The sequence below is a fragment of the Streptomyces sp. NPDC088745 genome, from assembly GCF_044751045.1.
GTDB classification, from domain to species: domain Bacteria; phylum Actinomycetota; class Actinomycetes; order Streptomycetales; family Streptomycetaceae; genus Streptomyces; species Streptomyces cremeus.
In genome coordinates this window covers 84,753-98,886 of record NZ_JBIVLB010000018.1, presented here as the reverse complement: position 1 = coordinate 98,886, position 14,134 = coordinate 84,753, and the positions used below count along the sequence as shown (strand labels likewise).

The following is a 14,134-nucleotide window of genomic DNA, read 5'->3' as shown; positions in this document are numbered from 1 at the left end:
CACACGTTGCCGAGACTTGGCCCCGGTACTACCTCAGCCCCTCACGCAAGCCACGAACAGCCGTCAGGCAGGCAGCAAGGCCCGGCTGGTTCCTGTGCCCTGGACGGCACCAGCCACCTTCATCGCAGGCAACTGCCCAGTGGAGGGCCCCCGGGGCCCGGAGCGGTGCGGGGGCGACCGTCAGGGAGGCCGCGCAGGGCAGGCGGCAGTGGCTGGTCCAGCGCAGCCGAAAGGCGCTGGCGGGGGGTCCGGGGGCAAGGAGCCCCCGGTACGGGGTGCAGGGGCAGAGCCCTTGCCAGGGGGTCCGGGGGCTGGCCCCCGTGCCTCGGCCGGTCCAGCGCGGCCTGGGCGCTGGCGGGGGTCCGGGGGCTGGCCCCCGGTATCGGGCCGGAGGTCCGATGTCCACGATGAAGTGGCAGCGGCCGGCCGGGCTCGGGCCCGTTCCTCCTCGCTGGCCGGACAGAGGTACCGGGGTGCTGCGGAGTGTCGGCGGGCCACGAGCCGGGAGGGCGGGGGCCGGTGACTGACCCTCAGGTGCATGCACATAGAGGGCGCCGAAGCGAAACGGCCTCTGACCTGCATAAACATCGATTCCTGAAGGGTCTCTGACTGCATCACATGATGAAGCGGGAGACGTAGAGATGTGGCGGATGAGCACAGTGATGTGTCTCTGATTTCATCATGTGCAGGTGTCCGAACTGCTCCAGAAACAACCAGGATCGCAGCACTCGCGCATTGTTGTTCTGAGGAACAGTGTCGTGCAATGATCTTCGGGTTACTGTTCCCGAGGGGAAAGGTGCGCCTCGCTGCCATGCCGGCACAACCCGCGCGCGTACGGCGCTTTGCCGACCGCGACACCGGCGTGATCCAGGAGCTCGAAGACCTGGACGCCGACTCACGGACGACCACTCCCTACAGCTTTCCAGGAGGCTTCACTGCAGTAAGCAACCGAACCGGTCTCGCCATCCTGAGCAAGAAGTCCGGGCTGACCCCCGCGGACCGGGACGTGCTCGCACTTCATGTGCACGGTCCCGAGAAACGCGGAGACGTACTGCGCTGGCCTCGGCAGAAGATGGCCGACTACCTCGGCATCACGACCCGAACCGTGGCATCGTCGATCAAGAAGCTCACCAAGGGCGGATGGCTCTTTGAGGCCGAGCGACACGGGCGAACCATCTACTACAGGGCGACCGCTCACCATGCCTCGCGGGCTGGTGGTGAGCAACAGCAGCAGGACGCTGCCTCGTTCCGCTTGCCTGTACTCCCCGGAATGCCTGAGAAGGAAGGACGCACAGCATGAGCAGCTACCCGCTTGTTGGCGACAGGATCGACCCCGTCGTCCTGAGCCGGATTCTGTCCCTGCCCTACCCGCAGATGCGGGTGGTGGTGTTCTACCTGACCGCGCAGAAGGACCCGGATTTCGACTACGGCGTGGTGATGACCGGGCAGGAGATCGCCGAGGCCATCGACATGAACCGCACGACCTTCAGCAAGCAGCTGCCGGTACTCACGAAGGCCGGCTGGCTGCGGGTGGCTCAGCGCCACGGCAACGTCAAGTACTACGGCCTCGGCCCGGTGGCCGAGCCGGAGCGGAGCAATGTAGTGCCGCTGAGGCGCACAGCATGACGATGCCCGTTGCACGACACGTTCCCCCGTGGGAAAGGTGACCGGCGCGGGACTTCATCACACTGTGCTCCACAGGAAAGATGCACATTGAGAGGGGTGTCGGGTCTGACTTGACACCCCTCTCATACGTCTCAGGCAGCATCTGCCACAGCGCTCCTGATCCACGCATCCATGGGTTCTGCCGGACCGAGGACCGGGGTGAAGACGGGCTCGAAGGGGCCGTGGGCGCGCAGCTGGTCCAGGGTGGTGACGCCGACCCGCAGCGGAGTGGAGGCGAGCGCGGGATCGCTGGCAGCGAGACTGCGCAGGTCGGCGATCCGGCGGGCGAGGCGGCCCTCGGAGGCCCCGGTCAGCACGAGCAGAAGTCGGGGGAAGGCCGGGTATCGGTAACGCCATGCCGGCATCGCCCTCTGGCGACGGGGCCCGCGGGTGCCCTTGGCGGTCGAGGGCTGAGGCGCGTACTCGTGGTACGCGGCGTAGGCGTGGAGCTTCTGAGCGAGGCGGGCGATCGTCATCTGCGTACGGTCGACCTCCACGAAGAAGGTGAGCAGCGTGCGCTGCTTGGCATGGGTGTGAACGTAGTTGAGGACCGCATCCGGGACCAGGCACAGCTCCTCCCCCGGCCGGGCTTCATCCCGGTAGTAGTGGGCGATCTCGGGCGACCAGTCCAGGGGCCCGCACTCGTGGCCGAGGCGGCGGGCGTGCTCGACGAAGGCGGCCCCGGTTTCGACGACTGCGAGGGTGTGCTCCTGGAGCGGGCCGAGAGCGGCCTCCTGGCTCATCCGGTATGCGCGCGGCTGGAGCAGGCCCATGGCCTCGACGGACTGTGCTCCCTTCTCCGTCAGCCACCACAGCAACTGGGTCTGGCCGGCGCTGCGCCGGCCTACGGCCTCGGCGAAGCCGGCCTGGCGGAGGGTGTGGAGCTGGCGCCGCAGGAACTCGGAGCGGGTGTGGTGCGGGGTGATGAGCCGGTGGAGCTGCATGGTTGAGACGAGGCGGTGCTGGTAGAGGACCTGGGCGGCCTGCTGGGCGATCTGACCCAGCCCGGTGGGGGCAGAGTGCGGGTAGGGCATGAGGGTGCTCGCCTTCTTCTAGCCGATGACGCTGGTGGGGTCGCCGGCGCTGGAACCGCCTGGACGCCGGCCGGTGTGGTGGGCAAGGACGACGGCGTCGAGGTTTTCCAGCTCGGCGAGGATGTCGCCGAGCGGGCGGCGATTGAGGTTGCTGTCGATCGCCTTGTCGAGGTCGGGGACGCCGGCCGGGTTGTCGTAGTGCGCGAAGACCTCGTCTACGGGCAGACCGCGGACCCGGAAGGGTGTGGTGCGGGCCCCGTTGAGGTTCACAGACATCACGTAGTGGTACTTCGGCAGCTCAGTGATCGTCTCCGGGCTGACGTGCCCGTTCCAGCGCTTCGCGATGAACGCGGCCTCGTCATAGTCCGCGGCACACGTTGACAGCCAGCTCTGGTTCTGCAAGAGGGCCTGGCGGGTGATGGCGGAGAGCCGGAGCACCATTTGCGTCATGCCGATGAACCTGACCTCGTACTTCCTGAGCTGCTCGGCGATGGCGGCGAGGAATCCCTTGCTGCTGCTGTCGAGGGCGGTGAGCTCGTCGCCCCAGACCCAGAAGGTGTTGCGCTGCTCGCGTGGGGTGTCCTGGCGGGAGAGGCCTGCGCGGTGCAGGTCATGGATGAGGAGGCAGCTGACCAAGGCGTCGCTCTCGCTGCCGGACGGGCAGACGAACACCACCTTCGAGGTGTCCATCGCGTGCCGGACGTCGTACGCGGAGCGCGGGCTGCCGAAGAATCCCTGGAGGGACTGGGAGGTGTCGAGGCGGTCGATGGCGTAGGTGACGGTGGGCACCGCGTCCGGGCCCAGCTTGGGGAAGGTGTTCTCCCAGTACGCGCGGACGCGGCCCGGGAGCTTGGGCAGGAGCCGCTCGCGCCAGTCCTCGTCGGTGAGCCAGGTGCGCAGCTGGAAGAGGGTGCACTGCGCATCGGGTTGGCCGGCCTGGACTGCCTGGAGGTTGAGCAGCGCCAGGGCCTGGGAGGCGCGGGCCAGGATGGTCCGGGCGCGGGGGGCGTTATCGCCCCAGTCCTGCGCTGCGGCGATGCCTTCGGTGACGGAGCGGACGATGTCTTGGACGTCGGAGAGGGTGCGGCCCTCCATCGACAGCGGGTTCCAGGAGACGACCGGTTGGGCCGGGGTCGCCTTGGCCAGGTTGATCTCCCAGAGCCGGTCGGCGGTCTCCGGGTGCGCGAGGTAGGGCTTGGCACGGGCCCAGCCCTCGCCGTGCGGGTCGAGGAACCAGCAGCCGTAGCCGGAGTGTGCCATCGCGATGCACTGGACGAGGGCCTCCTCGGTCTTGCCGTGACCGGCCTTTCCGAGCTGGAGGCCGAAGAGGAGGTCCTGGACGCGGGCGGCGGCAATCCGTTCGCGGCCGTCGGGGTAGACCACGGCGCCGAGCGGGATCAGGTCGCGCTGCCCGGTGTAGACGGGGAGGTCGGCCGGGGCCGGCGGGACCAGGCCGCCAGAGCGGACCACGCTGGAGGCGGTGCACTTCACCGTCGGCGGCTTCAGCCAGCCGGCCAGCTCGGGAACCGTCAGCCACTGCCGACGGCGCGGGGCGAACTCCCCGGTCGTAAACCGCCGTTCGAACTTGCCGATGGACCAGCGGCGGGGCCGGTGGGCCTTGAGGTAGTTCTCCCCCGAGGTCATCGACAGCGCGGCGATCAGCTGGTTCATCCGGGCCAGCGCCAGCTGAGGGTGCGCGGCCTCGGTGCGCAGCAGGATCTGCACGGCGAACACGGCGCCCGCGGTGGGTTCGAGCTTGCCGACGCCGTCACGCAGGTCGGTCTGCCGCGGGATCCGTTCTGACCGGTTGGAGGCGCCGGCACCGCCGGACCAGGCCGCGGTGGCCGATCCCCAGAAGCCGCCTCCGCCGAGGCCGCCGGTGAGGCGCTCACCGTACGCGGACGGGCCCCGGCGGGCGGCCCTGGCCATCAGGCGGCGTCGGCGCCGGACCAGGCGCTGCTCGGAGACCGGGACCAGATCGAAAATCGCTTCCGCTTTTTCCCCGTCCTCGGTGCGCACGGAGGCCATGGCCGCAGCCAGCTGCTGGAGCGGGTCCGGGTTCAGGCCGAGGGAGGCCAGGGCCTTGTAGTCGGGCAGGCCAAGGGCGAGTTCGGCGCGCTGCACGTACCGGCGCGCGCCTGCCTGGACAGTGGTGGTCTTCGCGGGCTTGGCGAGGGAGACGACGGCGGTCATGGCGTACCTGCCGGGCCGTTGAGGCGGACAGGACGGATATCGGCCTGGCCGTGCTGGGTGCGGACCTCCACCTCGGCGAAGCCAGGCATGTTCAGGACCGCGGCCGCGGCGGCCGGCCCTTCGATGAAGCAGCGCATCTTCCCCTCCACGGCGGTGTACCGCAGGCGCACCGCCGATCCTCGGGCCGGGACCCCGTCGGCGGCGTAGTGCACACGCCCAAGCTGGCGGGCCCAGCGCCCGACTTCCCCTTCACCGGGGTCGAACGTGGCGGTCGGGATCACCTCGACCTGGACCCGGTCGGCGAGTGCCTCCCGCACGAGGGCCGCGCGCCGGATCGTCCACCACACCCACACCGCGGCCCCGAGCACGCTGAGGGCGACGAGGTACGGTGCGGCCGCGTCCAGGGCGGCCTGGAGCTGGGTGAGGAAGTCATCGACCGGCAGGTTGGGGAGATTCATGTCGGCCGATCCGAGGTCGGCTGGGGCGGGGCGGTGTGGTGCACGGTTCCTCCAGGATGGTGGGAAGACGCCCTTCACCTGGACCAAGTAAGAATTCGAGGGCGATCCAGACACCGCACCCGAATGCTTTGCAATCCCTTGACTTTCGGGGGGCGTTGACGCGTCGATCCGGCCTGGCCAGTGCCCTTCACGACGCCGAGGCTGCTGATCTCGTCATGAGAGAAGCGATCTGCACGACTGCGTCCGCCCTGCTGCTGGCCGTTACGGCTCCGGTGTACGCGAGCACCGCACCGAGCGGCCCTGCGTGACCATCCAGCGCTGACCACGTCGGCCGGTGCCCGTCCCGCGGATGTCTGGGACGGGCACCACCTCGGACTTAGCCAACGATGCGTCGGACGACAAGAATTGAGCCGCCGAGTTCGCCTTCCTTCGACACCATCACCGGCTTGCCGGTCTGGGGGGCGTGCACCGCGTATCCGTACCCGATGGACATGGCCACATGTTCGGGCGCGGACGCTGTTCCGCGGACGAAGAGAAGATCGCCTGGAGCAATGGCGCTCGCGGGGACGCCTCTCCCCTCGTGTACCTGGGTGTGAGTGGTGCGGGTGATCTCCTTGCCGGCCACTCCGTACGCGCGCTGGGTCAGGGAGGAGCAGTCGCACCGCTCGGATGGGTTGGGACCGCGCGGGTTGGTGCAGCTGCCGCCCCACTGGTACATGGTGCCGAGCTGGCCGAGAGCCCAACGGATCGCGGTCTGTACCTGCGTCGGCACATTGGCCGGGATCTGGTAACCCTCCGGCAGGGAGCCGGGCGGGATATTCCCGAAGTCCGCGGTGGCACCCGGTCCGACGCACCCGCCCGGGCCGAGGCCGGGCTGTCCCGGCATCGGCCCGGCGGGAGCGGCGCCGAGGGTGGGGGCGATGGCCTGCTGGAGGGCGGTCGCGAGAGGCTCGTGCTTGGCGTACGCGTCGGGGAAGCCGGATCGCTGGACCTTCTGCGCGGCCACGGTGACGGGCATCTGCTCCCAGTCCTTTAGCTTCATCAGCCTGTCGTAGAACTTTCCCGAGGAATAGACGGGGTCCATGATCTGCTCACGGGTTCCCCAGCCCTGTGAGGGCCGCTGCTGGAACAGGCCGAGCGAGTCGCGGTCGCCGTGATCGCGGTTGATGAGGGTGGACTCCTGGAGGGCGGTGGCCAGTGCGACGACCTGGCCACGGGCCGGCACCCGCTTCTGGATGCCGGTCGCGACGATGACCTTGGCGTTGGGGATCTGCCTCTTGGGCTCGGACAGGCCGGAAACGTTCACGCCGCCGCTCCCGGCGAGCATCTCCTTAACCTTGCGGGCTACCTCGGCAGTGTTCGGGTCGAGGCCGGGCTGGCCCCCGTTCGGGCAGCTGGCCGCCGCGGCGGCCTCGGCCTCGCTCTGGATGAGGTTGGCCGCACGGGATCCGATTGCGGCGAGCAGGACGAGCGCCAGCCCGAGCAGGCCCGCGAGGCCGACCAGCCACCTCTTGAACTTCTTCTTCATGAGCGGCGCTGTCGGCGGCGACGCAGGTTCAGCTCCCGCTCCTCGTTGCGGCTCAGGGACGCGTCGCTGGGCCGTCGCGGAGTCACGGTCGGTACGCGGCGCGGTCCTGGCTGTCGGGGGGTGCCGCGGTTCAGGCGCTGCCGGAGCTGCTGCTGACGCGGCGAGGCCGCCGGCTGGACCTGGACCTGGTAACGGCGCTGGTGGTGCCTAGCGGCCTGCGGGTTGGGCTGGTTTGTCGGAGGGCCCGGCGGTTGCGCGGGCGGGTTCTGCGGCAGGGCGGGTAGGTTCTGCGGCGGGGCGGGCGGGTTCTGCGGCAGGACGGGCGGGTTCTGGCCCAGGATGCCAGCGTTGCTCGGCTGTTGTTGCTGTTGTTGCTGTTGTTGCTGCTGTTGCTGTTGCTGTTGCTGTTGCTGTTGCTGTTGCTGCTGTTGCTGCTGCTGCTGCTGCTGTTGCTGCTGGTACTGGGACTGGCCCGCAGGCCGGGCCGAACGGCGGCGGCTACCTCTGCGGCCGGACTCGATCCGGTTCATCAGCGCGACGGTGCTCACGCTGGAGCTCGTGGCGTAGCCGAGAGCGGCGATCGGATTGCCCGAGGCGAGGGAGACCCCGACCATCGCGGTGCGGACCGCGCCGCGGGTGACCTTGCGGGCGATCGACTGGTTCTTCGCCACCGGGGTCGAGGCGGGTGCGAGGGCGGAGCCGTTGGTCCCGCCAATCCGACCGGAGGACATCTTGTCGCGCCACTTGGCCGCAGCCTGCTTGGACTTGACGGTGAGGGCCTTGCGCTTCTTGATCGCGCCGATGCACACGATGTCCACGGCCAGGAAGCGCAGGGTGAGTTCGTTGCCCCAGTCCTGCTGCATAGGGTCGAGTACGGCCTGGATGATCAGTATGAGGACGGCGAGGCCGATGATGGACGCGAGGAGCTGTCCAAGGGAGTGCAGGACGGATGCCGCCCAGTCCCACAGGTAGCCGCGGCCGGCGCCGGGCAGCAGGCCGGCCACGAGGGCCGGTTCGGCCCGTACGGCGTCCCAGGCGATGCGGCACTGTGCGACCAGGAAGTTGCCTGCGAGACCGGCGATCAGCACGGTGACGATCAGCGCGGCGATGAGGAGGAAGATCGCGCCGCCGAGCTTGTCCAACGAGGCCCGCTTCGCGGCCTGGACATCGCCCTTGACGCAGTCTTTCTCGAACTGCCCCATCGGCGGGCTGCCGAAGTGGTCCTGGGCCCATTGCTTGGCCAAGGGCATGGTCCAGTCGGCAATCTGGGCGCCCATGGGGTCGATCCAGGCCCGGTAGCTGTTGAATTTCTTCAGCGTCTCCATCTGCTGGTTCACGGCCCGCTCGTACGCGAGCTGCGTGATCTTTGCATCGGAGTACTTCTTCGCGCACTCGCCTTCGAAGACCTGGCCGTACTGCAGGAGCATGGCTGGCTTGACGATGAAGGCGTCGGTGAGCGCGTTGGTCAGCGGGCGGGAGAGTGCCCGGCTGCTGGCGGAGTCCTCGTCGTCGGGGGCCTTCTCCTTCGGGCCTGGGTTGGCGTCGAGGATGATGTCGGCGACTTCGAGGGCCAGGCCGCGGGCGGCGGCGATGGCGCCGTCCTGCTCGCCCAGGAGGAACTGCGGGGGCGAGGAGAGCAGGGTGGCGGTGAGCGCGGCGATCAGGAGGGACAGGGCTGCGTCGCCCCATCCCTTCGCCCGGTCCCCGAAGAAGATGCGGACGACCGCGATCAGCGCGCACACCGACAGGAAGAGGCCGGGCAGCCCCATCTGCATGATGACCTGGACGTGCAGGCTGTTGGCGACGGACAGGACTGGTGCCAGGAGCAGCTTGGCGAGGCCGAAGCTCAGCGCCCAGACCATGAGCCAGCAGCAGAAGGCGATGACCCACTTGACGGCCATGAAGCACAGCTCGACGAGCAGGTTCATGATGGCGAGGTCCCAGTCCATCGCGCCGCCAGTGTCCGACCGGACGTTGTAGGCCGAGATCGGCAGGTTCCGCTCATCGGTCACGTTGAAGACGGCCAAGACCCCGCCCTCGTCGGGCAGGAGTTTGCGCAGGCGCTCCTCCTCGGCCTTGAGGAAGGCCTCCTGCTTGTCCTTGGAGGACCGTTTGTTGAGGTCGGCGACGATCTTTTCGATCTCGGCGAGCTCTTCCGGGGTGGGCGTGCGCGTACTGGCCGCGGGCGGTCGGAGGGGGTTAGCCGTCGGCGGGCTGGTGGGCGCCGGAGTCGCGGACGGACTCGGTTCGGCGAGGGCCGGCATCGAGGTGAGCAGGGTGAAGGCGGTGGCGGCAAGCGCCGCTACGAGCAGGGCGAGGCGCAGGCGGGCTGTGCTGAGCAGGCGCAGCCGCTTGAACGGGGCGCGGGAGCTGCTCATGCTGACGCCTGCTGGCTGGTCGGGGTGGTGTGGATGACGCGCTCGATGGCCTTGTCCCGGGGGATGAGGACGCGCATGAGACCGATGCGACCAGCCAGGTCGCGGTAGAGGCACTCCCCCGCGCGGGCACGGCGCTGGTCTTCGGGCAGTCCGAGCGGCGAGAGGCCTCCGGTCACCAGCTCCAAGAGGGTGGTGTCGGTCGCGTCCACGCCGAGGAACTCCAGGCTTCGGGCAGCCAAGGTGCGGCTGGTCTGCCGGAAGACGAAGCGGTGTGGGATGAGTCCGCGGACGATCACACCCTTCTCGTTGTCCGACGGGCCGATGTCGTTGGCGTCGTGGCTGCCGACGTATGCGGCCGCGTTGCGCTTGCGGCCGTCGCGGAGCAGCTCCAGGAGCAGCTCCAGGCCCTCGTCGCTGGAGGTGAGCCACCAGCACTCGTCGAAGACCGTGACGGCGAACTCGTCGCGGGAGCGCATCGCGGTCTCGCGGGAGACCGCGGCGATCAGGTACATGAGCGCCCTGCCCAAGACCTTCTCGAATTCGAGGCGCTGGATGCGGTGCTCGCTCGCGAGCTCGGACTTCTTCGGCAGCTGCAGCGCGCTGACCAGGAAGACCACGCTGTCGGCCCGGTGGGTATCGACGACCGGCAGCGTCTCGTCGAACACCACCCGGGCCAGGTCCTTGCGGGCCACCGAGGCCAGCTTGCGGGCCAGGCCCTGGGCGGCCGCGTCGGTGACGCCGCGCGCGGTGAGCTCCTCCATCAGGGCGCGCATCGACGGCTTGGGCCTGGCCAGTACGGCCTGGACGGCCTCGGACAGGGCGACGCCTTCGAGGTCCATCGGGCGGACGCCGAGGAGCAGGGTGAGGAAGGACTCGGTGAAGCGGGCCGCGACCTCGGGGCTGTTCTCCTTGTAGAGGCGCAGCGGGTCGAGGGAGACCTCTGCGGTGTGGTCGATGCGGATCAGCTGGGTGGTTCCGGGGCAGGCCTTTGCGAACCGCGCCCATTCCTGGTCGGTGGTGCGGTCGACGATGACGGCGCGGCCGCGGGAGCCCGGGCGGCCGAGCTGGTGGCCGCGGGCAAGGACGTTGTAGACGGCGCCCTTCATGCCGACCGACTTGCCGGCGCCGAGCTCGCCGAGCCAGGCCATCGACGCGCTCGCGTTCTCGCGGGGGCCGCGGGCGGGGTCGATCAGGACGGGGCGGGCGCCGCCGGAGGCGACCTGGAGGCCGTAGAGGCCTCCGCGCTCGTCGCCGAGCTGGGAGCCGCACCAGGGCATGGCCATCGAGAAGTCCCGTGCGAGGAGGACCTGCGCGTAGCCGACCATGACCCGGGGGGTACGGCAGCCGGGCAACATCGCCTGCCACAGGCTGGTCTGCTCGCCGACGGGCCTGGAGAAGGTGTAGTCGGTGGAGCCGAAGTCACCCGCGAGGGCGGCGGCGCGGTCCATGGCGTCGTCGGGGCTGTTACCCCAGACGGCGAGGGTGACCATGGCGCGGATCTCGACCTCGCGCCGGTTGGCGGTGAGCCTCTCGTGGTACTCCTCGTTGTCGGCCTGGTTGCGGGCGACGGCGGTGGGCGGGCCGGCCGGGTCGCCTTCGTACTCGGCGGCCTGGGCTTTCAGATGGCGGGCGCGCTTGCGGACCTTCGGTTCGGCCTTCGAGCCGGGGACGATGACCAGGCGGGCGGTCCAGTCGACGGGGTAGGCCAGGTCGTCGAGCTGCTGGAGGTAGGCCGCGCCGGGGAGGGCGAAGGCCTCGGGCATCTCGCTGAGGGCCAGGAGGGCCTGGTAGGAGTCGCCCCACTCGGAGGAGACCTGGAGGAAGCGTCGCGTGAAGGGGTTGGCCGGCAGGGCGGGGCCGGTGTTGAAGTCGGCGCCGCCCTCGCCGACGAGGATCTCTCCCAGGGCCGCGGTGTTCCGGCCGCGGCCGCGGACCGGGGCCTCGGTGCCGTCCGGGAGGAACGGCTCGGCGAGCCCGCGGCGGGCGGAGTGTCCGTAGATCCACAGGATCTCTGCCTCGGACGCCGGCCGCATCGACACACCCATGGGCCACTGGGCCTGGATCCGCTGGGCCTGCTCCAGGCGCCGGCGTACCTCTGTGTCGGTGACGATCGCGGGCATCAGGCCGAGCTGGAGGGAGACTTCCGCCGTCGCCGCCCGGAACGCGGACAGCACCGCGTCCTTCTGCGAGAGCGGGGGCAGCGGGAGCGCGAGCCAGTCGGTGCGGCCGGTCAGCTCCAGGTCCTCCAACTGGTCTAGGACCGCGTGCCCGAGCTGCTCGTAGCGGGGCGCGCGCTCCAGGTCGATGTCGTCGACCATGGCGCGCACCACGGCGGTCGGGTCGATTTGCGGGCACAGGCTCATGAGCATCGGCTCGCCGGTCATCGCCTTGAACAGCCCCTCCAGGGCCTGGAGGCGGCGGCGCTTCACGACGGCCGGGGCGTGAGAGTAGTTGGTAGCGGCGACGCGCCAGACGGCCCAGACGGTGCCGTGGGTGGTGAAGATCAGGTTGTTCTGGACGTGTCGGATCGGCAGGCGCATCGTCAGGTCTCCGGTCAGGTGCGGTTCGTGGGGGCGCGGCGGGCGAGGAGGGCTTGCACCCCCGAGGCCACCGGTGCGCCGGGCGCCGAAGGCTGGGCGGCTGCCGGTGGCTCGGCGGCGGGTGCCGCAGGGCGGGGCTGGACCGGCCTGGGCTCCGGTGCGGGAGCGGCATCGCTCGTCGGCCTGGTGGCCTCGGCGGCCCGTTCGTCGGCGGGCAGGTGGATGCGGGTGTCGCCGCGGGTAGGGCGGGCCGGCCGGTAGGTGCGGCCGCGGAGCTGGCCGCGCCGGGGTGCGGCCAGCATCAGGGCGATGCTCAGCAGGGCGGCCGCGGGGTTGCGGCCGTCGATGTGGAGGTGTCGCAGCACGAACGCCACTGCGGCGGGCAGGACCAGGAGGACGATGATGTCGAGCCAGCCGTTGCCGCCCCAGACGGGGCGGGTCAGGATCAGGGCGGCGACGGTGGCGACGATCCCGGCGAGCTGGGTGAGGGTGTAGGGGCCGCCGGGCAGCCGGATCCCGCGGCCGCCGTTGACGTCCCGGATCACTCCGTGGACCAGGGGCGCGCGCCGGGCTTTGGTGTAGCAGCGGCCGATCAGCTCGAAGTCCGGCTCGCCGCCCCCGGCGGCGGCCTCGGTCACTGGTCGCCCTGGACGCCGTTGGAGCCGCCCTGGTACTGGACGATGTCCTCGGTGGTCTTGTTCTTGAGGGCGCCCATGTTCGCGGACAGGCCCCAGACGATCGCCGCGAAGATGACGGCCATGATCGTCGGGCCAGGTGCCTTCGTCTTCCAGCCCACGATCACGATGAAGATCCCGCACAGTGCCGGGATGGCCACGTCGAAAATGAGGGCCTTGATGGCGGTGCCCAGGCCCGTGCCGGTCTGGATCCAGCCCGCGGCCAGCGTGATGGTCTCGTTCATGCCGTGCTCCTCTTATGCGGTGGGGGCGGGTGCCGAGCCCGGGGCGCCGGAGGCGGCCGGCCCCGGAGTCGGTGAGGTGACGGCGGGGGCGCCGTCGAGGCTGGCGATCTCCCAGCGGCCCGCGCGCGCCTTGAGGGTGAGGGCGTAGGTGAGCGGGAGCCGCACTTTGTCCTGACCGGTCGCCCGGAGGGTGACGAGCAGGCGCAGGGTCGTGCCGTCACCGGGGACCGAGACGACCGGCTCGCCGCCGGTCTCGCCCTCGACGGCGAACTGGTCCACCGCAACGCCCGAGTACGGCGCCGGGGACGGCGCGGCCAGGCGGGTGCCCGGCGCGAGGTAGCGGTCGAGTTCGGCGCCGGCCTTCGTGAGGTAGGCGGTCAGGAAGCTGGTGACCGCCTGGGTGCGCGGGTCGGTCGGCAGCGCTGGGCGCATCGCACCGTAGACCAGCTCCGGTGTCTTGGCCCGCTCGGGGGCGGCGACCTCGGCCGGCAGCGCGAGCGCGGTGTACGCGGTCGCTCCCCCGGCGCCGGGCGCGGTGGCCACGGGCACCTGGAAGTAGCGCACCGCGTCGGTCGCGGCTGTCGGGCTCGAAGAGGCGCCCGGCTGCGTGGACGGCGTGGCCGTCGGCGTCGCGCCGGTGACGCGGGCCGCGACCGTGACCGCCCAGACCGAGGTGTCGGTCTGTCGCAGCCGGACGACGGTCAGCTGCTCGCCCCAGCGCTGGCCGGAGACTCCGTCGAGCTGAAGATTGCTGGCCGGCGGGTAGTAGGCGGCGAGCTTGGGCTCGTCGCCGCGCCCGGCGGAGAGGTAGGCGGCGACGAAGAGGCTCGCGAATCCGGCCGCGCCCTGGCCGCCGCTCGCGGGCGGTGCGGGCGGTGCGGTCTTCGGCGCCGGAGACGCGGACGTGGTGGGCACCGACAGGTAGGCCAGCGCGCCCAGCAGCGGGCCGAGCACGATCAGGCCCCAGACGATCCAGCGGATCAGCGCGGCCGAGTTGGCCTGGGCGCCGGTCGACCAACCACCGACCCAGCTGGCGTCATGAACGGCCTCGGCCTCCTGGGCATCCGGCGCCTGCGGTGCGGCCAGCGCGGCCGGCTTCTGGCGGCCGGTGAGGACGGGGCTCATGCCGTCTCTCCGGCCGAGCGCAGGGTGTGGCCGGCCAGCTCCGCGATCCGGCTGCGGAGTTCTGCTTCGGGCCGGCGGCTCAGCGCGGCGAGCGAGGCGAGGACCGGCTCGGCGTCCTCGTCGAGGAAGGCGCGGAGTTTCTCGTGGGTGCCGGGGTCGAAGGGGCGGGCGACGAGGGCGGCGCCGAGGTGGATCAGCAGACGCTGGGCGCGGGTGACGCGCTCCTCGTCCGCGTCCAGCGGCGTCGCTGCGGCGGGTGTGGTCAAGACGCATCTCCAAAGGGGGGAGCGGACG

The 14,134-nt window shown here is 70.5% G+C and carries 12 protein-coding genes; 2 read left to right on the top strand and 10 right to left on the bottom strand.

The features are described from left to right. Positions 1–811 precede the first annotated feature (811 nt). The gene (locus ACIP93_RS33010; RefSeq protein ID WP_401765021.1) at positions 812–1,300 is read left to right on the top strand and encodes a hypothetical protein; all 489 of its coding nucleotides are present in this window, start codon (positions 812–814) and stop codon (positions 1,298–1,300) included. Next, complete coding sequence (locus ACIP93_RS33005; protein WP_401765018.1) at positions 1,297–1,626, top strand: hypothetical protein; 330 nt, start codon at positions 1,297–1,299, stop codon at positions 1,624–1,626. Before ACIP93_RS33010 ends, ACIP93_RS33005 begins: the two co-directional genes overlap by 4 nt. Before the next feature lie 131 nt (positions 1,627–1,757). Here ACIP93_RS33005 and ACIP93_RS33000 read toward each other — a convergent pair whose 3' ends face one another. The 10 genes from ACIP93_RS33000 to ACIP93_RS32955 all read right to left on the bottom strand — a co-directional run bounded on the left by ACIP93_RS33000 (position 1,758) and on the right by ACIP93_RS32955 (position 14,106). Then, positions 1,758–2,699, bottom strand: coding sequence for a replication-relaxation family protein (locus ACIP93_RS33000; RefSeq protein WP_401765015.1), 942 nt, complete (start codon positions 2,697–2,699; stop codon positions 1,758–1,760). Between the two features lie 18 nt (positions 2,700–2,717). Beyond that, positions 2,718–4,892 carry an ATP/GTP-binding protein gene (locus ACIP93_RS32995; protein WP_401765012.1) on the bottom strand — a complete coding sequence of 725 codons (2,175 nt, stop codon included), beginning with the start codon at positions 4,890–4,892 and terminating at the stop codon, positions 2,718–2,720. Next, positions 4,889–5,350 (bottom strand): hypothetical protein, encoded by a 462-nt coding sequence (locus ACIP93_RS32990; RefSeq protein WP_401765009.1) that lies wholly within the window; start codon positions 5,348–5,350, stop codon positions 4,889–4,891. Before ACIP93_RS32990 ends, ACIP93_RS32995 begins: the two co-directional genes overlap by 4 nt. A gap of 376 nt (positions 5,351–5,726) precedes the next feature. Beyond that, positions 5,727–6,878: a C40 family peptidase gene (locus ACIP93_RS32985; protein WP_401765006.1), complete on the bottom strand. Its 1,152-nt coding sequence runs from the start codon at positions 6,876–6,878 to the stop codon at positions 5,727–5,729. Beyond that, a complete protein-coding gene (locus ACIP93_RS32980; RefSeq protein WP_401765004.1) occupies positions 6,875–9,256 on the bottom strand; it encodes a hypothetical protein in 2,382 nt (793 codons plus the stop codon). Before ACIP93_RS32980 ends, ACIP93_RS32985 begins: the two co-directional genes overlap by 4 nt. Further along, complete coding sequence (locus ACIP93_RS32975; protein WP_401765002.1) at positions 9,253–11,796, bottom strand: ATP-binding protein; 2,544 nt, start codon at positions 11,794–11,796, stop codon at positions 9,253–9,255. The genes ACIP93_RS32980 and ACIP93_RS32975 overlap by 4 nt, the downstream gene beginning before the upstream one ends. A gap of 14 nt (positions 11,797–11,810) precedes the next feature. Beyond that, the gene (locus ACIP93_RS32970; protein ID WP_401765000.1) at positions 11,811–12,434 is read right to left on the bottom strand and encodes a hypothetical protein; all 624 of its coding nucleotides are present in this window, start codon (positions 12,432–12,434) and stop codon (positions 11,811–11,813) included. Then, positions 12,431–12,715: a hypothetical protein gene (locus ACIP93_RS32965; RefSeq protein ID WP_401764997.1), complete on the bottom strand. Its 285-nt coding sequence runs from the start codon at positions 12,713–12,715 to the stop codon at positions 12,431–12,433. Before ACIP93_RS32965 ends, ACIP93_RS32970 begins: the two co-directional genes overlap by 4 nt. 12 nt (positions 12,716–12,727) lie before the next feature. Then, positions 12,728–13,840 carry a conjugal transfer protein gene (locus ACIP93_RS32960; RefSeq protein WP_401764995.1) on the bottom strand — a complete coding sequence of 371 codons (1,113 nt, stop codon included), beginning with the start codon at positions 13,838–13,840 and terminating at the stop codon, positions 12,728–12,730. Then, positions 13,837–14,106 carry a hypothetical protein gene (locus ACIP93_RS32955; RefSeq protein ID WP_401764992.1) on the bottom strand — a complete coding sequence of 90 codons (270 nt, stop codon included), beginning with the start codon at positions 14,104–14,106 and terminating at the stop codon, positions 13,837–13,839. Before ACIP93_RS32955 ends, ACIP93_RS32960 begins: the two co-directional genes overlap by 4 nt. Positions 14,107–14,134 lie beyond the last annotated feature (28 nt).

Coding starts and splice junctions, on each gene's coding strand:
- ACIP93_RS33010 (WP_401765021.1), top strand. CDS start 812: ATGCCGGCACAACCCGCGCGCGTACGGCGCTTTGCCGACCGCGACACC.
- ACIP93_RS33005 (WP_401765018.1), top strand. CDS start 1,297: ATGAGCAGCTACCCGCTTGTTGGCGACAGGATCGACCCCGTCGTCCTG.
- ACIP93_RS33000 (WP_401765015.1), bottom strand. CDS start 2,699: ATGCCCTACCCGCACTCTGCCCCCACCGGGCTGGGTCAGATCGCCCAG.
- ACIP93_RS32995 (WP_401765012.1), bottom strand. CDS start 4,892: ATGACCGCCGTCGTCTCCCTCGCCAAGCCCGCGAAGACCACCACTGTC.
- ACIP93_RS32990 (WP_401765009.1), bottom strand. CDS start 5,350: ATGAATCTCCCCAACCTGCCGGTCGATGACTTCCTCACCCAGCTCCAG.
- ACIP93_RS32985 (WP_401765006.1), bottom strand. CDS start 6,878: ATGAAGAAGAAGTTCAAGAGGTGGCTGGTCGGCCTCGCGGGCCTGCTC.
- ACIP93_RS32980 (WP_401765004.1), bottom strand. CDS start 9,256: ATGAGCAGCTCCCGCGCCCCGTTCAAGCGGCTGCGCCTGCTCAGCACA.
- ACIP93_RS32975 (WP_401765002.1), bottom strand. CDS start 11,796: ATGCGCCTGCCGATCCGACACGTCCAGAACAACCTGATCTTCACCACC.
- ACIP93_RS32965 (WP_401764997.1), bottom strand. CDS start 12,715: ATGAACGAGACCATCACGCTGGCCGCGGGCTGGATCCAGACCGGCACG.
- ACIP93_RS32960 (WP_401764995.1), bottom strand. CDS start 13,840: ATGAGCCCCGTCCTCACCGGCCGCCAGAAGCCGGCCGCGCTGGCCGCA.